General features: G+C 59.2%; 20 protein-coding genes. 14 read left to right on the forward strand and 6 right to left on the reverse strand.

All coding sequences use genetic code 11. The features are described from left to right. Nucleotides 1-60 precede the first annotated feature (60 nt). The 4 genes from fumC (at nt 61) to LQ231_RS14110 (ending at nt 4,795) form a co-directional block, all read left to right on the forward strand. Nucleotides 61-1,449, forward strand: a complete 1,389-nt coding sequence (fumC, locus tag LQ231_RS14095) for a class II fumarate hydratase (RefSeq protein WP_230171792.1) — start codon at nt 61-63, stop codon at nt 1,447-1,449. Nucleotides 1,450-1,532: 83 nt separating this feature from the next. Next, nucleotides 1,533-1,793, forward strand: a complete 261-nt coding sequence (locus LQ231_RS14100) for a ribbon-helix-helix protein, CopG family (RefSeq protein WP_230171793.1) — start codon at nt 1,533-1,535, stop codon at nt 1,791-1,793. Between the two features lie 123 nt (nt 1,794-1,916). Beyond that, nucleotides 1,917-3,524 (forward strand): fumarate hydratase, encoded by a 1,608-nt coding sequence (locus LQ231_RS14105; RefSeq protein WP_230171794.1) that lies wholly within the window; start codon nt 1,917-1,919, stop codon nt 3,522-3,524. Between the two features lie 206 nt (nt 3,525-3,730). Next, nucleotides 3,731-4,795 carry a diguanylate cyclase gene (locus tag LQ231_RS14110; RefSeq protein ID WP_113141629.1) on the forward strand — a complete coding sequence of 355 codons (1,065 nt, stop codon included), beginning with the start codon at nt 3,731-3,733 and terminating at the stop codon, nt 4,793-4,795. Nucleotides 4,796-4,832: 37 nt separating this feature from the next. Here the strand turns inward: LQ231_RS14110 and LQ231_RS14115 are convergent, their stop codons facing one another. Both LQ231_RS14115 and LQ231_RS14120 read right to left on the reverse strand, forming a co-directional pair. Continuing rightward, a complete protein-coding gene (locus LQ231_RS14115; protein ID WP_113141630.1) occupies nt 4,833-5,441 on the reverse strand; it encodes a pyridoxamine 5'-phosphate oxidase family protein in 609 nt (202 codons plus the stop codon). An 85-nt stretch (nt 5,442-5,526) separates the two neighbouring features. Next, nucleotides 5,527-6,453, reverse strand: coding sequence for an alpha/beta hydrolase (locus LQ231_RS14120; protein ID WP_230171795.1), 927 nt, complete (start codon nt 6,451-6,453; stop codon nt 5,527-5,529). A 48-nt stretch (nt 6,454-6,501) separates the two neighbouring features. On the opposite strand from LQ231_RS14120, the gene LQ231_RS14125 reads away from it, so the two are divergent. After that, nucleotides 6,502-7,005, forward strand: coding sequence for a MarR family transcriptional regulator (locus LQ231_RS14125; RefSeq protein ID WP_230171796.1), 504 nt, complete (start codon nt 6,502-6,504; stop codon nt 7,003-7,005). Here the strand turns inward: LQ231_RS14125 and LQ231_RS14130 are convergent. Next, the gene (locus LQ231_RS14130) at nt 6,986-7,348 is read right to left on the reverse strand and encodes a DUF971 domain-containing protein (RefSeq protein WP_113141633.1); all 363 of its coding nucleotides are present in this window, start codon (nt 7,346-7,348) and stop codon (nt 6,986-6,988) included. The genes LQ231_RS14125 and LQ231_RS14130 overlap by 20 nt on opposite strands. Nucleotides 7,349-7,563: 215 nt before the next feature. Here LQ231_RS14130 and moaA point away from each other — a divergent pair, with 215 nt between their 5' ends. Next, entirely contained in the window at nt 7,564-8,550 is a 987-nt protein-coding gene (moaA, locus tag LQ231_RS14135; protein WP_230173359.1) for a GTP 3',8-cyclase MoaA, read from the forward strand. 32 nt (nt 8,551-8,582) lie between these two features. On the opposite strand, the gene LQ231_RS14140 is transcribed toward moaA, so the two are convergent. Continuing rightward, on the reverse strand, nt 8,583-11,117 hold the full coding sequence (locus LQ231_RS14140; protein ID WP_230171797.1) for a methyl-accepting chemotaxis protein: 2,535 nt from the start codon (nt 11,115-11,117) through the stop codon (nt 8,583-8,585). Between the two features lie 253 nt (nt 11,118-11,370). Here LQ231_RS14140 and LQ231_RS14145 point away from each other — a divergent pair, with 253 nt between their 5' ends. From LQ231_RS14145 to mobB, 3 genes are all read left to right on the forward strand, one after another. After that, nucleotides 11,371-12,276 (forward strand): DMT family transporter, encoded by a 906-nt coding sequence (locus LQ231_RS14145; RefSeq protein ID WP_230171798.1) that lies wholly within the window; start codon nt 11,371-11,373, stop codon nt 12,274-12,276. Nucleotides 12,277-12,359: 83 nt separating this feature from the next. Then, nucleotides 12,360-12,986, forward strand: a complete 627-nt coding sequence (mobA, locus tag LQ231_RS14150) for a molybdenum cofactor guanylyltransferase MobA (protein ID WP_230171799.1) — start codon at nt 12,360-12,362, stop codon at nt 12,984-12,986. Beyond that, a complete protein-coding gene (mobB, locus tag LQ231_RS14155; RefSeq protein WP_230171800.1) occupies nt 12,983-13,501 on the forward strand; it encodes a molybdopterin-guanine dinucleotide biosynthesis protein B in 519 nt (172 codons plus the stop codon). The genes mobA and mobB overlap by 4 nt, the downstream gene beginning before the upstream one ends. Before the next feature lie 77 nt (nt 13,502-13,578). On the opposite strand, the gene LQ231_RS14160 is transcribed toward mobB, so the two are convergent. Next, on the reverse strand, nt 13,579-15,927 hold the full coding sequence (locus LQ231_RS14160; protein WP_230171801.1) for an OmpA family protein: 2,349 nt from the start codon (nt 15,925-15,927) through the stop codon (nt 13,579-13,581). A 367-nt stretch (nt 15,928-16,294) separates the two neighbouring features. Here LQ231_RS14160 and LQ231_RS14165 point away from each other — a divergent pair, with 367 nt between their 5' ends. The 4 genes from LQ231_RS14165 (at nt 16,295) to LQ231_RS14180 (ending at nt 19,286) form a co-directional block, all read left to right on the forward strand. Beyond that, entirely contained in the window at nt 16,295-17,068 is a 774-nt protein-coding gene (locus tag LQ231_RS14165; RefSeq protein WP_230171802.1) for an ABC transporter substrate-binding protein, read from the forward strand. A 109-nt stretch (nt 17,069-17,177) separates the two neighbouring features. Continuing rightward, nucleotides 17,178-17,981 carry an ABC transporter permease gene (locus LQ231_RS14170; RefSeq protein WP_113141641.1) on the forward strand — a complete coding sequence of 268 codons (804 nt, stop codon included), beginning with the start codon at nt 17,178-17,180 and terminating at the stop codon, nt 17,979-17,981. Beyond that, nucleotides 17,978-18,808, forward strand: coding sequence for an ABC transporter permease (locus LQ231_RS14175; protein ID WP_230171803.1), 831 nt, complete (start codon nt 17,978-17,980; stop codon nt 18,806-18,808). Before LQ231_RS14170 ends, LQ231_RS14175 begins: the two co-directional genes overlap by 4 nt. Before the next feature lie 211 nt (nt 18,809-19,019). Beyond that, the gene (locus LQ231_RS14180) at nt 19,020-19,286 is read left to right on the forward strand and encodes an aspartate-semialdehyde dehydrogenase (RefSeq protein ID WP_113141643.1); all 267 of its coding nucleotides are present in this window, start codon (nt 19,020-19,022) and stop codon (nt 19,284-19,286) included. 10 nt (nt 19,287-19,296) lie between these two features. On the opposite strand, the gene LQ231_RS14185 is transcribed toward LQ231_RS14180, so the two are convergent. Then, complete coding sequence (locus LQ231_RS14185; RefSeq protein ID WP_230173361.1) at nt 19,297-19,929, reverse strand: DUF2270 domain-containing protein; 633 nt, start codon at nt 19,927-19,929, stop codon at nt 19,297-19,299. Nucleotides 19,930-20,190: 261 nt separating this feature from the next. On the opposite strand from LQ231_RS14185, the gene LQ231_RS14190 reads away from it, so the two are divergent. Beyond that, complete coding sequence (locus LQ231_RS14190) at nt 20,191-21,003, forward strand: methyltransferase domain-containing protein (protein ID WP_230171804.1); 813 nt, start codon at nt 20,191-20,193, stop codon at nt 21,001-21,003. Nucleotides 21,004-21,142: the final 139 nt, after the last annotated feature.

Genomic DNA, 21,142 nt, shown 5'->3' on the forward strand with positions numbered 1-21,142 from the left:
CACAGGCAACTCGACGATCCACCGACGGCGCGCAAGCGCGCACAGCAAAACAGGACGACCATGACCACCCGCACTGAAACCGATACCTTTGGCCCGATTGACGTGGTCGCCGACCGTTACTGGGGCGCTCAGGCGGAACGCTCGTTGGGTAATTTCAAGATCGGCTGGGAAAAGCAGCCGCTTCCGGTGGTCCGAGCGCTGGGCATCGTTAAACAGGCCGCGGCCCGTGCCAACATGGCGCTCGGCAAGCTTGACCCCGCGATTGGCGATGTGATCGTGCAAGCGGCCCAGGAGGTCATCGATGGCAAGCTCAACGATCATTTCCCGCTGGTCGTCTGGCAAACCGGGTCCGGCACCCAGTCCAACATGAACGCCAACGAAGTTATTTCCAATCGCGCAATCGAGATGCTGGGCGGCGTCATGGGATCGAAGAAACCGGTTCATCCGAATGACCATGTCAACATGAGCCAGTCGTCGAACGACACCTACCCCACCGCGATGCATATCGCTGCCGCGGAACATGTCATCCACCACCTGCTGCCCGGCCTGAAGCATCTACACGATGCGCTCGACGCCAAGGCCAAGGCCTTCGCCCATATCATCAAGATCGGCCGCACCCACACCCAGGACGCGACGCCATTGACGCTTGGCCAGGAATTCTCCGGCTACGCCGCTCAGGTCGCCTCGTCGATCAAGCGTATCGAACTCACGCTGCCCGGCCTATACGAACTTGCCCAGGGCGGCACAGCTGTCGGCACTGGCTTGAACGCGCCGATCGGTTTCGCCGAAAAGGTGGCTGAGGAAATTGCATTGATCACCTCGATCCCGTTTGTCACCGCTCCCAACAAGTTCGAGGCACTTGCCGCTCACGACGCGATGGTCTTTGCCCATGGCGCGATCAATGCAGCGGCCGCAGCGCTGTTCAAGATTGCCAACGATATCCGTTTTCTCGGATCCGGCCCACGCGCCGGTCTCGGCGAACTGTCGTTGCCGGAAAACGAGCCGGGCTCATCGATCATGCCGGGCAAGGTCAATCCGACCCAGTCGGAAGCCCTCACCCAGGTCTGCGCGCACATCTTCGGCAACAATGCAGCAATCACGTTTGCCGGCAGCCAGGGCCATTTCGAATTGAACGTCTTCAATCCGATGATGGCCTACAATTTCCTCCAGTCGGTCCAGTTGCTCGGCGATGCCGCCGTCTCCTTTACCGACAATTGCGTTATCGGCATCGAAGCGCGCGAAGACAATATCCGCAAGGGTGTGGAGAATTCGCTGATGCTGGTGACGGCCTTGAATGGCAAGCTCGGCTACGACACCTGTGCCAAGATCGCCAAGACCGCCCACAAGAATGGCACGACCCTGCGCGAAGAGGCCGTTGGCGGCGGGTATCTGAGCAATGAGGAATTCGACCAGTTTGTTCGGCCGGAACTGATGATCGGGCCAAACTGAGACCGACTGATCGCGAATCAAAACTGTGCACAGCTTAAGTTAAGCCGTTCCGCATTACATGCAATAATGCTAAACCAACATCCATGTTGGAGATCGCCAAACAACCGCTGACGATCTACCTTGATCCGGACATCGTTGCCCGGATCGAGGTTCTGATTTGTGCCGGTCGTTTTGCCAATGCCAGCCAGGTTATGCAGGAAGCACTGGTGCTGTGGTTGACCGCGTTCAATCAGCAGCAGTTCGAGCTGGAACTCAAGAAAGCCTACGAAACAACATTGACCTTGGGCGGGCGAGAATGTGTGAACACAGCGACGTTCCTGCGTACGTTGGGTGACCTGGCCTGACTTCACCCGGCTCGCCACGCTCGCTCGTCAAAACGCCTCCCTTCTTTAGAATCATTGAAATTTAACCCCCATCACCGTAAACAGCCGCCATCCGACAACCTGCCGCTGAAAGGCTCTGGACTGATGGCTGACGATCTCTTTCCTCTTGGCGAAGACAAAACCCCCTACCGCAAGCTGACCTCCGACTATGTGTCTGTCGAAACTTTCAAGGGCCAGGAGATCCTCAACGTGGATCCGGAGGGCTTGAGACTGCTGGCAGAGGCCGCCCTCTCCGACATCAACCACCTGCTCCGCCCTGGCCACCTGAAGCAGCTAGCGTCGATCCTTGAGGATCCGGAAGCGACCGACAACGATCGCTTTGTCGCCTACGACTTGCTGAAGAACGCCAATATCGCAGCCGGCGGTGTCCTGCCAATGTGCCAGGACACCGGCACGGCGATCGTCATGGGCAAGAAGGGCCGGCGTGTCTGGACCGATGGCGGCGACTACGAGGCGCTGGCCGCCGGCGTTCGTGATGCCTATGAGCGCCGCAACCTGCGTTACTCGCAGCTGGCGCCCTTGAAGATGTTCGAGGAAAAGAACACCAAGACCAACCTGCCGGCGCAGATCGACATCTACGAGGAAGGCGAGGACGCCTACAAGTTCCTGTTCATGGCCAAGGGCGGCGGCTCGGCCAACAAGACCTTCCTCTATCAGGGCACCCCCTCGCTTCTGACCAAGGATCGCATGATCGACTTCCTCAAGGAGAAGATCCTCACGCTGGGAACAGCAGCTTGTCCCCCCTACCATCTGGCGATCGTCATCGGCGGCCTGTCTGCCGAGATGACGCTGAAAACGGTCAAGCTCGCTTCGGCGCGCTATCTCGACTGTCTCCCCACGGAGGGCTCCGAGAGCGGGCATGCCTTCCGGGATATCGAGATGGAGCAGGAAATCCACAAGCTGACCCAGTCCATGGGTGTCGGTGCCCAGTTCGGAGGCAAGTATTTCTGTCATGACGTTCGTGTGATCCGCCTGCCCCGTCATGGCGCCTCATTGCCGATCGGCCTCGGTGTCTCCTGTTCCGCCGATCGTCAGGCCATGGGCAAGATCACCCGGGACGGGATCTATATCGAGCAGCTCGAGACCGATCCGTCGAAATACATGCCCGAGATCGACGAGGCGGCCCTGTCGTCGTCGATGGTCAAGATCGACCTCAATCAGCCGATGAGCGCCATCCTCGCCGAACTCACCCGGCACCCGGTCAAGACGCGACTGTCACTCACGGGCACCATCATCGTTGCCCGCGACCTCGCCCATTCCAAGATCCGCGAGCGACTGGAAAAGGGCGAAGGTATGCCGGACTACATGAAAAACCATCCGGTCTACTACGCAGGCCCGGCCAAGACCCCGACTGGTTTTGCCTCGGGCTCCTTCGGCCCGACCACGGCCGGTCGCATGGATAGTTACGTAGACCAGTTCCAGTCCTTCGGGGGATCGATGGTGATGCTCGCCAAGGGCAACCGCTCACGCGCCGTGCGCGAAGCTTGCAAGACCCATGGCGGATTCTATCTCGGCTCCATCGGTGGTCCGGCCGCACGCCTTGCCCAGGACTGCATCCGCAAGGTCGAGGTTCTCGAGTACCCGGAACTGGGTATGGAGGCGGTCTGGAAGATCGAGGTTGAAGATTTCCCTGCCTTCATCGTTACGGATGACAAGGGCAATGATTTCTTCCAGGAATTCAATCTCGGCTGAACCTAATTTTCCGCCAGGCCTGGCGACCAAAAAGCTAACCGGGCCTATACATTGCTTTAAAAACAAAGGCTTGCGCAGCCTGGCAGTCGCAATGCAAGTTTGCGTGCATGATTTGTCACATCGATATAATTAAACATTTTCAAAGTTTTTATCGATAAACAATTTCTTGGGACTAGAAGGTCCGACCAATCTACTGGAGTTGGCCGATGACGACGGCGCCACCGCCCAAAGCGCAGGTAACTGACGTGGCGGCACAGATCTCATTCGCAATGCGCACAATGGGCGTCGCTCCCATTCCGCGCAATTACGAGCTATTTTACGAGGCCTATATTGGCTCCAATCCGGCACTGACCCGCGAGCTTGCGGCCCTTGGCAGCAAAGCGACGCAGGACGAACTTGACGCTATCGGCGAGCAATATTTCGGCAGCCATCAGGGCCGCGCAATCGAAAATGCCCACACCAAGCTGATCGGTGAGCTTGAAAGCCTGCTGAGGGTCCTGCAACAGGAACAGACCTCGCTGGAAAGCTACAACAAACTGCTGGGCGAAACCTACAGCCGCATCAATTCCAAAAGCAATTCGAGCGCGGACATTCTGCGCAGTGCGATCACCATCCTGACCGAAGCCACCGGCAGCACCATGGCACATGGTGAGCGAACCGTGTCCCAGGTGTCGCAAAAATCGCATGAAATGGATCTCGTCCGTAAGGAACTCGACGAATACAAACGGATCGCCAACACGGATTCATTGACCCGTATTGCCAATCGGCGCGCCTTTGATGAAAAGCTGTCTGCCGTCTACGCCAACGACGGCCATACACTTTCCGCCCTGGTCCTGGCCGACATCGACAATTTCAAGAAGGTCAATGACGCATACGGTCATCCCGTCGGCGACAAGATTCTGGCCACGGTCGCGAATGTCATCCGGGCCAACGTCCGCAAGGACTGCTTCGTTGCCCGCACTGGCGGCGAGGAATTCGCCATCATCATCGACGGCAACACTGTCGAGGAAGTCAATCAGATCTGCGAGCGGGTCAGGGTCGCCTTGGAAACAACCCCGTTCAAGAATTCCAAGACCGGCGTCAACTACGGTCCTGTGACCATTTCCCTCGGCTATTGCATGGCAACCGATGCGGAGGACGCGGGCGAACTGTATGCCAAATCGGACATCGCGCTCTACTGCGCCAAGAATGCAGGTCGCAACCGCACCAAGCTCTACGAAGACGGAATGAAGAAGGACTTCACCAAGAGTTGGCTGATCTACAAGCGGTAAGCGTGCGCCCGCGCTTGAGTGCGCGGGCTATGTGCAACTACCACATGGTCTTCGCCGCACGCGCCGGCCATTCCCGGTCGTACGTTTCCTTGTCGAAATCGGCCTTTGCCGCCTTCAGAAGATCGCCGGGTGTCGGCAACTGGCCAGGATCAACCCGAACGTCCGGGTTCCACAGATCCGCACGCATGATAGCGCGCGCGCACTGGAAATAGACCTCATCGATCGAAATCACGATCACGCTGCGCGGGTGTTTCAGGTCCATTTCGAAGCTGGCAAGCAGTGCCGGCTCAACCGAGACGACCGCTTTTCCATTGACACGTATTGCTGTGTTCGAACCCGGAATGAGGAACATCAGGGCAACGCGCGGATCCCGCACGATATTGAGCAGCGAATCGACGCGATTGTTACCGCGCCAGTCGGGCATGGACAGTGTCGTTTCGTCCTCAACACGCACAACGGCGCCACGATCTCCGCGTGGCGAGCAATCGAGTCCCTCCGGTCCGACGGTGGCCAAGGCAACGAAGGGAGAGATTTCGATCATCTGGCGATACTGCGCCGTCAGAACCCGTGTGACCTTGGCAACCGAGGCCTCGGATACATCACCATAAATCTGCTTCAACTGTTCTGCTGTCCGGATCACGTTCATGCTGCCTCTCCTGAGCGTAGCGGGCATTGCCGCGCTGAAGGCAGCATTCCATGTCACAGGCTCCTAGAAAAGAGTGATGACAAGCCTATGACACTGCACGGTGTCCGGAAGCGTCGTTCGCCGGATCCCTCACGAGAAAATCGGCAACTGCACCGATCACCTCGGGAGCACTGACGATCCGCCGGTGCCCATGGCCATTGGCCCAGAGATGCCGCACCTTCGGCGACAAGCCAATATAGCGCTGCGCATGACCGACATTCACTTCCTTGTCGTCCTCTGCATGCACCACCAGCAGCGGACGATCAATGCGCCGCGCCGCCGTGACCGTGTCGAGTTGCTCGACCCCGACACCGACATACTGCTCAGCCCGCGCACGCATGGCCGCCATGCTGCGCCGGCCAAGGCCGATCGTCGACGCGAATCCGGCAAACACCTCACCCATGCTGGAAGGCGCTCCGATGAGCACGATGCGTTCAGCTCTGAGACTTGACCGCTCGCCAAACACCCCACCTGCAGCCGTCATGACGGCCGCGCCACCGAAGGAGTGTCCAACCACACCGTCAAAGGGACCATAATGCCGCTCCGTGGCGCCGATGGCCTCGGCGGCGAGCCGGAGATCAAGCCGGCGTCCGCTGGATACGCCATGCCCCGGAAGGTCAAGCAAGACTACCTCGGCGCCTGCCGCACTCAGGCCCAAGGCAAGATCGACCAGGTATTCCGCCCGGGAGCCCCATCCATGAACCACCAGCAGCCGCGGTGTCCCGCGCCGGATTGTTCCGCTCGCCAGATGATAGGTGCCAACATTGCCGACAGACGTCGGCAACCGCACGAGCGCGGCATTTTTCAGCGTCTGCTGGCCCGCCATAAACACGCGCTTTGCTTTCTCCCCTTTCGGCTGACGGCCGGGTGTGCGACAGAAGAGCTTGAAAGCGAGGCTGCCGGACAGCCTGGGTGACAGCGCCTCCAGTCGGGAGAATCCGAAACGGATGACCTTGAAAGCGAAGGATGTCATAGTCGGAGATCCAATTTAATGTTCAATATTGAACAATAAAGTACAAGAATGAACAAAAATCAAGCCTTCCCTTGGGATCACCCCCGTTTTCGCAGCTGGATCTCCGTCGGCCGCGCCTGCCAGCTGATGCAACAGGCGCTCACACGGGCGCTCGCTCCATTGGACATCAAGCCGCCGCATCTCGATATCCTGGTGAATCTTTACCGTTTTGAGGCGATCTCGCAGCAGGAACTGGCCCGCAAGCTGCTTGTCGGCCGCTCCAATATGAGCATGCTGCTCCCACAAATGGAAAAACGTGGTCTGTTGGAGCGCCGCCCCGATCAGCGCGACAAGCGCATATTAAGGCTGTCCCTGACCGTTGAGGGACGAGCTCTCACCGAGCAGGCGATGCTCATCCAGACAGATCTGATCGAGCGCACGCTGTCTGCAACTCCGCTTGAGGACTGCCTGAAGATGGCCGACAGCATGGACAAGCTGATTCAGCGGATGTTGGCTGCCGATCTTGGCGAGGACGCGCATGACATTGCCCCAATCAGCGAGGATCGCGGCTGAGCCCCTTGGTGGCGAGTTCACCTTCATATTCGGCGAATTTCGCGGCACCGCCGTCTCCAAGTTCGCGCAGATAGATCCAGGTGAAAATCCCGGTGTCATGCCCGTCGTCGAAGCCGATACGCACCGCATAGTTTCCGGTCGGGGTCATCGACTTGATCGTGACGTTGCGCTTGCCCGGCACGGTCACCTTTTGCCCCGGACCATGCCCCTGCACTTCGGCTGACGGTGACAGAACCCGAAGCATCTCGGCCGGCAATTGCGCCACGAACCCGTCATTGAAACTGACGGTCAAAAGACGGCGGTCTGTAGAAACCTTGAGTTCGCTGGGCCAGGTGTCGCTCATGCCGGTTCTCACTCGATCAAATTCGCAAAATTGTGCAGCACAGGTAGGGCCTTGGCCAACCCCGTGCAAGAGAATTTGAATGACTATTCAGGTCAGTTCGCTTGACGCTTCGACGGTGCGAGCCCACATTACGGCAAACATCGGGAGACCTGAAATTGGATCACAGCCCTGCCTCATGGCAAACTGCAGCGCCGCTCGCAGAGCGAACCGCGCCGATGATCGACCCGTTTGGCCGGAGCGTCACCTATCTGCGGGTCTCGGTTACCGATCGTTGCGACTTCCGCTGCACCTATTGCATGGCGGAAAACATGACCTTTTTGCCAAAGAAGGACCTGCTGACGCTGGAAGAGCTGGACCGCCTCTGTTCCGCCTTCATCGCCAAGGGTGTGCGCAAGCTGAGGCTGACCGGCGGCGAACCGCTGGTCCGCAAGAACATCATGTTTCTCATCCGCGGCCTGTCACGTCACCTCGGCGACGGTCTCGACGAACTGACACTGACGACCAATGGCTCGCAGCTTGCGCGCCATGCCGCTGAACTGGCCGACTGCGGCGTGCGCCGGATCAATGTTTCGCTCGACACGCTGGATCCTGCCAAATTCAAGTCGATCACCCGGTGGGGTGAACTCGACAAGGTCATGGAAGGCATCAAGGCAGCCCAGGCTGCAGGCATTCATGTCAAGTTGAACGCCGTGGCCCTCAAGGATTTCAACGAAGCGGAAATTCCTGACCTGATGTCATTCGCCCATGCAGAAGGCATGGACCTGACGCTGATCGAAACCATGCCGATGGGTGAAACGGGCGAGGATCGCACCGACCAGTATCTGCCGCTGTCGCTTGTGCGCAGCAGGCTGGAAGAACGCTTCACGCTGAGGGAAATCCCCTACAAGACAGGCGGGCCGGCGCGGTATGTCGAAGTCGGGGAAACCGGTGGACGATTGGGCTTCATTACGCCGCTGACGCATAACTTCTGCGAGAGCTGCAACCGCGTCCGCCTGACCTGCACGGGCACGCTCTATATGTGTCTCGGCCAGGACGATGCGGCAGACCTTCGCACAGCGCTTCGTGCATCCGATGACAATGCCTATCTGTCGGCGGCAATCGACGAAGCGATCACCCGCAAGCCCAAGGGGCATGATTTCATCATCGACCGCGATCATCGAAAACCCGCGGTCGGTCGCCACATGAGCGTCACCGGCGGCTAACCGCCGCCGGCTCTATTCATATCAAGAGGACCTCAGGCACTCCGTCGCAGCGGCTGCCGCTGTGCATGCGGTGCCTCGGTCCGGAAGTGCTCGATCTTGGCCATCAGGTTTTCGACCCGCTGGCGAAGCCCATGGATTTCAGCATTGTTTTCCTCGACCATGGCGGCGTTCTGCTGGGTGATCAGTTCGACATCGCGAACGGCGCTCGTGACCTCGCTGATGCCGGTGGACTGTTCACGAGTTGCGGCTGAAATCGTTTCGACAAGCCCCTGAACTTCCTCGACCTGATTAATGATCGTCTGCAGGACCTCGCCGGTGTTCTCGACCAGTTCCACACCCGATTTGACCTGGCCCCCGCTGACCGAAATCAGCGCCTTGATCTCCTTGGCCGCATTCGCGCAGCGCTGGGCAAGGTCACGAACTTCCTGTGCCACGACAGCAAATCCACGCCCGGCTTCGCCGGCGCGCGCCGCTTCGACGCCGGCGTTGAGAGCCAGCAGGTTGGTCTGGAAGGCTATCTCATCGATGACGCCGATGATGGTCGAGATCTTGTCGGATGAGCGGCTGATCTCGGCCATCGCCTCGACCGCTTTCTTGACCACGACGCCCGACTGCCGGGCATGATCTCGCGCCGAGGCCACCGAGCGCGCGGTCCGACCGGCGCCATCCGCCGTTGATCGAACCACGTCGCTCAGATGCGACAGCGCGCGCACGCTCTCTTCCAGCGCCGCAGCCTGCTGTTCGGTGCGGCGGGCAAGATCATCGGCTGAGACGGCAAGGTTCTCCGTGCCGGCATTGATGTCCGCGCTGGCACCACGCACGTCCTCGAGCGTCAGACGCAGCGCTTCGACGGCATGGTTGTAGGTGGTTGCCATGGCCACGAAGTCCGCCGGCAGATCTTCCCGCATGTTGACATTGAGGTGGCCATTGGCAAGCGCCTGGAGCACCGATGACAGTGCCTCGAGGGCTGCGCGTTGATCAGCCTCGACCCGCGCACGCTCCTCTGCCCGCTGTTCAGTCTCGCGCGCCGACAATTGGCGCGACTGTGTTGCCTCTTCTTCCAGGCGCCTGTTTTCCAGCGCGGCATCTCTGAACACCGTCACGGAACGAACCATGTCGCCGATCTCGTCACCACGATTGCGCCCCTCGATGGGCACGGACAGGTCGCCATTCGCCAGGCGCGACATCACACCGGTGATCCGCTTCAATGGCCCACGCAATGTTTCGATCAACATCAGACCGCCGACAATCGCCAACAGTGTTCCGATCACCATCGTGATGATCGAGATGCTTGCCGATCGTTCGCTGTCTTCCTTGCCGACCTCCTGCGCATTGCTGACAAAATCGCGCAGGGATGCCATCGCCGTCGAGACATAGTCGGTGGATGCGAGCCGCAGTGCCTGCCAGCTCTCTCCGGCCATCAGGAGGGCCTGCGAATTGTCCTCGATCGTCTTCAGGCGTGGTGCAATGGTCTTCGGAAAATCGCGCAGCGCACTATTCTTTGATCCAAGCTCGGAAATCCGCGCAGCCATCTCGGCAAGCGCCGAGACGTTCGACAGAACAATCCCGCGCGAGGCCTCATCCAGGCTTCCGAGCATTTTCTGCACGCGCAGTTCCAGCGTTGCGATCTCCATGGCCGCGTCATCGACCAGGCTCATGAGTTCCTTCTGGTCCGCGACAAGCTTGTCGAGGCCGACAAATCGGTCGGCGGCCACATCACTGTTTTTGGAAGCCTGCAGCGTGATTTTCTGTTCGATCAGGACAAGCTCGGACAACACTTTGTTCAGGCCTTGCGCCTTGGCGTCATCGGAATCTGTCGATTTCAAGATCGCGTCGATCCGGCTCATGGAGCCGGCCACCTCGTCGATCAGCACTTTACCCTTTTCGGAGGCGATTGCCTGAGCTTTGGCAAGATCCTTTTGCATCGCGCCGGCATAGAGTTTGGCCTCATCGAGCTGTTCTGTCGGTGTAAATCCCATCTGAACCGCAACCCGGAGCTTACCGAGACGATCGATCAGAGACTGGAACGCCGATGCGTCGAACAGCAACTCCTTGGCGAAACGCTCCTTATCGGCAAGTTCCTTGCGGACGAAATCCACCTGCTTGACGATCTGCTTGCCATCGCCCTGCAAGGCTTCGACCGCATCGACCAGCCCGGTATCGAAGGCGCTGCGCTGTTGATGGTTATCCCACATCGCCTTTGTCTGATCGCGCATGCGCTGCGGAAGCGCGCGCAGATCGCTAAGATCGGCATTCTGTGCCTGATCCGCAAGAACGCCATCAAGCACTGCAAGGCCGCTTTCCTGCATGTCGACGGCAGCCAGAACATTCTTGCGGCTGGCCTCGGTCGGATCAAGGCTGAATTCCTGCAAGCCACCCTGAACCTGCTCAAGATCGCTGATATTGCCGATCGTGGCGCGGGTGACGGTCATGTGGCCGTTCAACATAATGGCCGTCCGGTAACCCAGAAGTCCAACACCTGCCATGAGCAGGACGAGAGGAACGACAAACAACAAAACTTTCGTAACAATTCTGCGGCTCTGCAGCAGGCGATCAATGAAACTCATGAAACCCTCGGAACGAGGTCAGCGCCCACGCTTAAAAACATCTGCGCGGCGTCAAACGGGCGCTCCACCTCATGTGGAACATGCTGATCGAGCTTCACCCGCCAAGTTTGAACAAAGGTTAACCGCCGCTCGTTTTTTGGCATTTCATGGCAGTTCGGATACCTGAACTTTTATATTTTTTGCCAGAAAATCGGTTCCGCCCTCTCCGACCTTGGTTTAGAAGGGTGCCTGCAAGTTTCAGGATCTTTTAAAAATGGCATTATCCGACAATATGCGAGGCGCAGCCTTGATGGCGCTCTCGATGGCCGGCTTCACTTTCAACGACGCGCTGACCAAGTCCGTAACCGGCGAAATGACCGTCGGCCAGATCATGTTCGTTCGGGGTGCCCTGACAACAGTCATGGTCTATCTCGTCGCGAGACGGCTCGGCGCGCTGGGTCACATCCGCAACCTGTTTCAGCCGCTCATCCTCTGTCGCATCGCCCTCGAGACCATCGCCGCGATTACATTTTTGACCGCACTTGGCCAAATCCCGCTCGCCAACGCATCTGCCATCCTGCAGTCTCTGCCGCTCGCCGTCACGCTGGGTGCCGCGCTCTTTTTCCGCGAGCCTGTCGGCTGGCGCCGCTGGACCGCAATCGGCGTTGGCTTCGTCGGCGTGATGATCATCATTCAGCCAGGCCCCGAAGGCTTCACGCTGGCGGCTCTTTATGTCGTGATCAGCGTGGTCACGGCAGCAGGTCGCGATCTGGTCACCAAGAAGATTGACCCGAATGTCTCCTCGTTCACGGTCACCCTGTTCACCGCTGCCAGCATTTCGTTTGCCGGACTGCTGCTGATCCCGGTTTATGGCGGCTGGCAACCGGTATCATATGGCGCCTATGGCACACTTCTCGTCTCGTCAGGTTTTCTATTCGTCGGCTACCAATCGATCATCATGGCGATGAGAACCGGTGAAATTTCCTTCATCGCTCCATTCCGCTACACCAGCCTCCTCTGGGCGGTACTGCTCGGTTTCGTCTTCTTCGGCGAAATACCGACACTTGCGACACTACTCGGCGCAACCATCGTCATTGCCTCGGGCCTCTACACATTTTACCGGGAAAACAAACGCAAGGCAGAATTGGCGGCACGCACAGGACCGGTGACACCGGTCTGAAGCCTGCATAAAGAAACAAGGCAGACTACGATGTCCCTGGCCACGCAATCGTCTTGTCGACCGGAAGTCGTAGCAGGTGGGACATGAGCACGCCGCACGGGCTCCCAGCCCTCATCCTTGCGGGCGGAGTGTCTCGTCGCATGGGGCGCGACAAGACGCAGATGCTTCTTGGCGGAAAATCATTGATCGTCCAGGTTCTCGAGCGCCTGCAAGCGCAGGCAGATCCTGTATGGCTCAACGCCGTGTCAGATTATCCGCTTGATCTCGGCATTCCCAATTGTCCCGACACCAGACCCGGCCGGCCAGGCCCGTTAGCAGGCGTGTTGGCGGGATTGAAAGCCTTGGAGCGACATGGCGGTGATTACACCCATCTCCTGACCGTTCCCGGAGACACTCCATTTCTGCCGCTGGACCTTGTCGAGCGTCTGAGCACGAAGGCTTCGGCCGGAACCGTCGTGCTGGCCGCCTCGGCAGGCAGGACGCATCCCGTCGTCGCTCTATGGCCAAGAGAGCTGGCAGCCGATCTGGAGGCCTGGCTTGACGATCCGAGCCACCGCCGGGTCTTCGACTTTATCGATCGCCATCCTCAGGCGGTCGTCGAATTTCCCATGATTGAAACCGACATCGGCCTCCAGGATCCGTTCTTCAATATCAACACACCAGACGATCTGGCCCAGGCCGGGATACTGCTCCGGAAAGGCATGAAATGAGCGAGACACCCCGCATCTTTGGCATTTCCGGCTGGAAGAATTCCGGCAAGACCGGGCTTGCCGTCAGGCTGGTGGAGGAATTCACCCGCCGCGGTTATCGCATATCGACCATCAAGCATGCTCACCATGACTTCGACATCGACAAGGTCGGTGCTGACAGCTACCGCCATCGCCAGGCGGGCGCCGCCGAGGTGGTTATCGTCTCAGGCACGCGGTTCGCGATCATGCACGAATTGCGCGGAGGTCCTGAGCCATCATTCGAGGCGATCTTGGCCCGCATCGGTCCGTGCGACCTCGTTCTGATCGAGGGCTACAAACGCGAACTTGTACCGAAGATTGAAGCCCGACGGCTGGAGGCCAAAAATCGCGAGCCGCTCGCCCCAAGCGACCCCCACATCATGGCGATAGCGGCAGACCATCCTGTCGACGACACCACCCTCCCCGTCTTCAACCTCGATGATACCCAAGCCATCGCAGACTTCGTCGCCAAGGTGACCGGCCTGCCGACCCGCTAACGACCCTGATCACCAACGAGAAAAGGCCGCCGGATCTCTCCGGCGGCCTTTCCTATTCGGCGATTTTAAACCGGCAATTACCGGTTGGCAGCAGCGGCCGGACGAACCAGCGAGGTGACGCGGCGGATCGCGACGCGGCGGTTCTGCTGTTCACCGGCTTCCGTGCGGATCTTCAGGTAGCGTTCGCCATAACCCTGAACCGACATGTTTTCCGGCGGAATGCCGTAGACTTCGGTCAAGAGGTTAGCCACCGTTTCAGCGCGCTGGTCAGACAACACCAAGTTGGTGCGATCCGAGCCGACGGCATCGGTGTGACCTTCGATCAGGAACACTTCACCCGGATCCTTGGCCAGCAACTGCTCCATGGCCGCGGCCACCTGGCGCAGCGTCTTGGCCTGCGCGAGCGGGACCTCGGCCGAGCCAGACGGGAAGGTGATGGTATCGAGGTCGATACGGCGTACCTTGTCGCGCAGACGGGCAGACGACTTCACCTCGTCGATCGAATAGACACGCTCGACACGCTCGACCGGCGGCTGGCCGAGGAAGTCGTAATAGTCACGATCCGGCTCGCGCGACGTGCTGACAATATAGTCTTGAACCGGGATCGTCAGGCGCATCGGCGGAAGAGAGTAACCCACGTCGACGAAGACCTGCGGACGCTCTTCGTCGGCTTCCGGGGAATACATCATGACGTATTCCTCACCATCACGCGTAACCCGCGAGCGAAGAACGATATCGCCATAGCGGTTGTAGATCGTCACCAGTCGCGAACCGTTGGGGCGAATGATCGTCTCGCGGGTACGTCCACGCGACAGCTCTTCGTAGAACGTTTCTTCCGCGTCGTAACGCAGACGCTGACGGTCGTCGCCACGAACAACGATCTGGTTGCCGACATTGATGATCGTCCGATCATCGATCTGCTCGATAACCTTCACCTCGGTCACCTGATTGACGACATTGTTCTGAATGACCGTGTTGTTGGTGATATTGTTGTTCGTCACGTTGTTGGTGATGTTCGTGGCATTGTTGGTCACGGATGTCGGAACGGCGAATGTCGGAGCTGCCTCGAGTTTTGTGCCGGTTTCCGCCACAGTCGCCTGGATGGTCTGGCTTTCGACCTGAACACCCTGGGCCTGCGCAGCAGCGTCATTCTCGGGAGCCGGGGCGACTTCCTCCGCTGCGCGCTGCTGGTTGCGCAGATCGCGCGACTGCATACCACCGACATTGTCCGCATCCTTGTCGCTATCGAGAACGGCAGCGCCGCCTTCAACCGGCAATACGACTGTCTCCGAGGTCTGCGACGGATCTGCGGCGATTTCCTGCTTCTGCTCCTCGGTCTGGGTCTCGACCAGTTCGGGCACAGGCTGATCGGCGGGCGGTACAACGGCAGGCACGAGGACCTGCTCACCAGCGGGCTGTTCGGCCGGTGCGGCTTCGCCGGTGGTCTGGCCTGCCGGCGCTTCTGCTGGCACTTCCGCCGGCGTTTCAGCGGGAGCCTCTGCAGGAGCTTCGGCGGGGGCTTCTGTCGTAGGCGCCGCCGGCTGCTCTGCGCCACTGGCTGGCTGTTCGGCCGGGGTTTCAGTCGGTGTCTCGGCGGGCGTTTCCGCAGCAGGAGCCTGTTCGGTTTGCGGCTGCTCTGCCGGAGCCTGCTCTGTAGCGGGAGGGGCGGTCTGCGGCACTGGGCATGCCTCGGCAGTGGCAGCTTGAGATCCATCCGCACACGTTACCATTTCGGCAGGAACGGCAGCAGGCTGCTCGGCCTGCGGCTGAGCCGCCTGCTCTTCCGCAGCCTTGCGGGCAGCCTCTTCCTCTGCAGCCTGTTGGGCTGCCTGAGCCTGAGCCTGTGCTTCAGCCTCGGCGCGCTGGGCTTCTTCGGCAGCGGCTTGTTGTGCGGCCTGATCCTCGGCAGCCTTCTGTGCTTCCTGCTGGGCCTGCTGTTCGGCAGCCTGGCGAGCGGCTTCCTCAGCAGCAGCCTGCTGGGCGGCCTGAGCCTCGGCGTCGGCGGCGCGCTGCGCTTCTTCCGCCGCGGCCTGCTGGGCTGCCTGTTCTTCGGCGGCCCTCTGCGCTTCCTGCTGCGCCTGCTGCTCGGCAGCTTGCTGGGCAGCCTGGGCCTCGGCTTCGGCGGCGGCACGTTGCGCTTCTTCGGCTGCCGCCTGTTCCGCAGCCTGTGCTTCGGCAGCCTGGCGCGCGGCTTCTTGTTCAGCCGCACGCTGGGCATCGCGCGCATTGCAGGCGTCCTGGTCAGCGGCTTCCGCTCCGTCGCTGCAGACAACGGCCTGAGCAAGCTGGATCAGGCCCTCTTCCGCCTGGCGCGACTGTGATTTCGTCTCGCTATACCCGATGGTCGACGCCATCACCGGCTTGGCCATCACCGCCATGGACAGCACCGGTATGGCCACTGTGGTCAGCAATCTGTTTTTGAACATGCCTTGCATTTCCTTCCCTTAGCCCCGTCAGCGATCGACGATTGTCAAACCATCCAGACAGTAACTTTTATTCTGTTTCGCCGATTCTGGAGAACCGAGCCTCGCACAGACCCTAGGTCCCGTTAAATTAACCCCACCTGAACGCGCAGTCAGCGGATTTGATCCACGTGGCCTATGCGGGAAATAGGGCGAGAAACGCGGTTTCAACAGAAGAAAACACGCTAATTTTCGGCCTGCTACGGTTTCCAGTTGATTTCAATCGAAAAACCAGACGAATATTGGCCCCAAGTGTGGCCGATCAATTGCCGCACCGACCACGGACAGCCGCCAACAAAAACAAACGGCATCCACCAACAGAGAGGATCTCATGCGTATTCCCACACGTTTCTTGGCTGCAGCTTCGATTGCCGCACTGTCGCTCTTTGCCGGCGCAGCAATGGCGCAGGAAAAGGTTATCATCGGGACCGAAGGCGCATATCCGCCGTTCAACAATCTGGAAGCAGACGGCACCCTGGTCGGCTTCGACATCGATATCGCCAAGGCACTTTGCGAAGAGATGAAGGTGACCTGCGAATTCGTCACCCAGGATTGGGATGGCATCATCCCGGCTCTCCAGGCGAAAAAATTCGACGCGATCATCGCGTCCATGTCGATCACGCCGGAACGCCTCGAGAAGGTCGACTTCTCCAAGAAGTACTACAACACGCCGCCGGCCGTTGCCGTACCGAAGGACTCGCCGATCACCGACGTCGCAGGCCTCAAGGGCAAGACGCTCGGCGCCCAGTCCTCGACGACCCACGCCAACTATGCCGAAAAGCATATGGCTGACTCTGAGCTCAAGCTCTATCCGACCGCAGACGAATACAAGCTCGACCTCGAAGGCGGCCGTGTGGACGCTGTCGTCGACGACATCGTGGTCCTGTCGGAATGGGTCAAGTCGGACGCTGGCACATGCTGCAAGATCCTGACCCCGCTTCCTGTCGATGTCGAGATCAACGGCGAAGGCGCCGGCATTGCTGTTCGCAAGGGCGACACAGCACTTGCCGACAAGTTCACCGCCGCAATCGCTGCCATCCGTACGAGTGGCAAGTACAAGGAAATCAACGACAAGTACTTTGATTTCGACGTTTACGGCCAGTAACCGCCGGATCGCTGACACGATTGCGAATGGCGGAAGTGAGCTTCCGCCATTTTGCATTTGATGCCGATGCAATAATCAAATGCGGGAAAACCGCTATGGGGGATATGGCATGAGCGGATTGTTTTCCGCGCTGGGCTCCGTCTGGGCCTGGATCGAATATACATTCGATCCGTTCTGCGGGCCGGTCGGCCTGTTCACGCTCTTGGCGGGCGACGGTATCGTTTCATGCGGCGCAACAGGCTGGGGCGACGAGGTAGCACTCGGGGTCAAGGTCACCATCACTCTCGCGGTCATTACATTGCCTCTCGGATTGGCCCTCGGCTTCATGATCGCATTGGCAATGCAGTCGGAGGAAAAAAGCCTTCGCAGCGCCGCCGGCATATACACGACCATCTTCCGCGGACTGCCGGAACTCCTGACACTCTTTATTGTCTACTATGGCTTCCAGATGCTGATCCAGACGATGCTGTCCTGGTTCGGCAGCGATCAGCGCGTCGAAATCAACGCCTTCTTCGCCGGAATGCTGGCCCTTTCGGTGGTCTTTTCATCCTACTGTTCCGAAGTCCTGCTTTCCGCATTCCGGGCCATTCCCAAGGGCCAGTACGAAGCCGGAAGCGCCGTCGGCCTGTCGCGCAGAAAAACCATGTGGCTGGTCGTCGTGCCGCAACTGATCCGCATCGCGCTACCCGGGCTTGGAAATCTCTGGATGAACCTGCTGAAGGACACGGCCCTGGTCTCCGTCATCGGCCTCTCCGACATCCTGCGCCAGACAGGGGTTGCAGCAAAGGTCAGCAAGGAAGCCTTCTTCTTCTACGCATTGGCCTGCGGCCTTTATCTCGCCCTCGCCACGCTTTCCTCGGTTGGCATCAACGCCATTGCACGTTGGAGCAATCGTTCTGGAGCCAGCCGATGAGTTACGCCCTGGAATTGATCCCCGCCCGCCCTGCACCGCCCGCAAGAGCAAGGCTGCTCACTCCGGCCCGTGTGGTTGGATATGTCGCGCTCAGCGTCTGGGCGCTGCTCGGCATCGGCCTCGCCTATATGATGATCAGCAATTGGGACACAGACAAGTTCGTCCGGTATGGCCCACGCTATATCTCGGGCCTTGGCACCACTTTGGGCCTGGTCGCAGCCTCGATCTCGCTCGGTGCCCTTCTCTCCGTTCCCGTGGCCTATGCCCGCATGTCGACGAACAAGTTGCTGAACACTGTCTCCTACATCTATGTCTACGTTTTCCGCGGGACCCCAATGCTCGTACAGATCTTCATGATCTACTACGGTCTAGGGTCATTTCGGGCGCAGATCGAGGCAGTGGGTCTTTGGTGGTTCTTCCGCGAGGCATGGTACTGTGCCGTGCTCGCCATGACACTGAACACCGCTGCCTATCAGGCCGAAATCCTGCGTGGCGCCATCCAGAGCGTCCCCCGCGGTCAGACCGAGGGGGCCAATTCGCTGGGCCTACCCGCCTCTGTCACGTTCTGGAAGATCATCCTGCCACAGGCCCTCATCGTGGCACTGCGCCCCTACGGCAATGAGATCATCCTGATGATCAAGGGATCCGCCGTAGTCGCCGTCGTCACCGTTCTGGATCTCATGGGCCAGACCCGCTACGCCTTCTCCCGTACCTTCGATTACCAGACCTATCTATGGGCAGCGATCTTCTACCTGACGATCGTCGAGGCCTTGCGCCACACCTGGGCCTGGCTGGAAGCACGATTGACCCGACACCTCAAGCGCTAACATGGCAAACTTTGGCAGCACTCTCGCCGAAGGCTGCCAAAGCATTGACTTCCATCAGTTTTTTTGCGCCGCTTGCTGGCGATTAACGTTTGATTAGCCATCTAGTGTTTCCATTGTCGACAGGGCCCGCGTCGGTCGCGGCCCCGGTCGGTTGCGGAAGCGCTCCACCGTCCGCGCCGATCCCTTAAGCTGGGACACGGAACGAACGGTCATGAATACCGAAATGGAACTGATGCTGAAGGGCTACGGTCTGACGACAGCCCAAATTCTCTACCGCCTGCCCGATCACCCGCTCTTGCTGCAGACCTATGTCTGGCAGCATTACGATCTGGCCCCGGACTTTCCCGAGATGAAGGGCTTCCTGCGCTTCTGGCAGGAGAAGATCGAAGGACCTCTTCATTCAGTGCAATATGTGCACCAGAAAATGATCGGGTCCAGCGAATGGCGCGCGCTGAAAGGTGAATTCATTCTGCACTGATTGGCTGTGATCAGACATGAACCTCTCCATGCGCGAATTCGCCATCGTCCGGATCGCGGTACAATACCGCACCCAGTAGGGCTGTATAGAACAGTCCAACGGCAATGAGGATTATTGCGCCGTGGATCGGACCAAGATGGGCATTGGCCACCAGTTGCTGGAAACTTGAAACAAACTCGATCGGCTGGCCGTCTGGCTGCAATTTGGGACTTGAGATCTTGAGGCCCCAGGCCATCAGCAAGATCAGATACATCCAGCCGTAGTTGCGCCGGATGCGGCGAAAGAGCGCCTCGTGATACTCTATCAGGAAGACCGGCTTGCGCAGGCTGGCAGCGATCGCTTCCGCCCAATTGGTATTCAACTCGGCCTGCGGACACAGCGCCTGAGCGAAATAGTGTCGCTCAAGTTGACGCACTCGAGCTCGGTAGACATCGAAAAAGCGATATCGCCTCGCTTCGATCAACAAGAAGACCGAAATGAGCAGCATGGCGAACAGGACGACGCCGTGATGCGACGTCGGCGTCGAGAGCGAGACCGACAGCAGACCCGCGACCACCGTCATCGACCAGTTTGACGTCCTGTCGATGCGATCACGCCAACTGGTCATGCGCCCGATTTCACCACGGTAGTAGTGGATGATCATATTGGCCTTTTCGGCCGAATTTGCCGGCAGCGCCGGTGCGCATCCCTGCTGCGCCTCAGAGCCGGACGGGTCGAGGTTGACGAGCGTTGGTTCCAGATCATTTGCCATGAATTCTTCTCCCAGCATGCCTTCGTTGCCCTATTGCATAACTCCGACCAAGATGCGGCAGCGATCATGGTCGCGCGTCAACATTGCCAACTGTGGCGCGAGCCGCTAGAGCCACGGCACAGAAAATACGACAGAGACCACAAGGAGCCCACGATGGCCAAGATCGACGAAGATGTATTGGCTGAGGCCTATAACCGCGCATTGGCGCTGGAAAAGTCCGGAGACATCGACGCTGCGGTAAAGGCCTATGCCGAAGTGCTGGACATTGATCCCGAGGATCATGGTGGTGCGTCCGTTCGCATTGCTGCCCTCGGCCGCGGCGAAGCGCCGCCCAAGGCACCTGACGCCTATGTCGAAACCCTTTTCGATCAGCATGCCGAAGCGTTTGAGGATATCCTCGTCGAACAGCTCGGATATGCCGTGCCCGCTTTGGTGCGCCAGCGCCTTCAGTCGCTTGGCCTCGGCCCCTTCAAGCGCATGCTCGACCTCGGCTGCGGAACCGGCCTGACCGGTGGCACGTTGCGCGACATGGTCGCCGACGTAACCGGCATCGACATTTCGGAAAACATGGTCGAGCTCGCCCATGAAAAGGATCTCTACGAGACCCTGTATGTCGCTGAAATCGAGGACTTCCTCGAGGACAATGACGACGAAGCCTTCGACCTGATCACGGCAACCGACGTCCTGCCCTATCTCGGGGCACTCGAGCCGCTGTTCTTCGGCGCGGCCGAAAACATGACCGATGGCGGCCTGTTCATTTTCTCCTCCGAAACCCGCCCGGCCGAGATCATGGCCGGCCGCCCCTATATCGTCGGCCCGCACCAGCGTTTCGTCCATGCCGAAGCCTATGTTCGCGAACGCCTGGCCGCCACCGGCTTCGAAATCGTTGAGATCACCGATATCAACGTGCGCATGCAGGATGGCGAGCCCTCTCCCGGCCACCTGGTCATCGCGAAAAAGAAATAAAAAGCAACCCAAAATTGCCAAATACAATCTTAGGGCGTCACCGATTGGTGGCGCCCTTTCTTGTTGTTGCTAGGCTCGCCCCAAAATGGGGGATCGCAGATGCAAACACTGGCTGTGTGGTGGACATCACTGATTGAGT

The organism is Rhizobium sp. CECT 9324 (assembly GCF_918741265.1).
Classification (GTDB): Bacteria; Pseudomonadota; Alphaproteobacteria; order Rhizobiales; family Rhizobiaceae; genus Allorhizobium.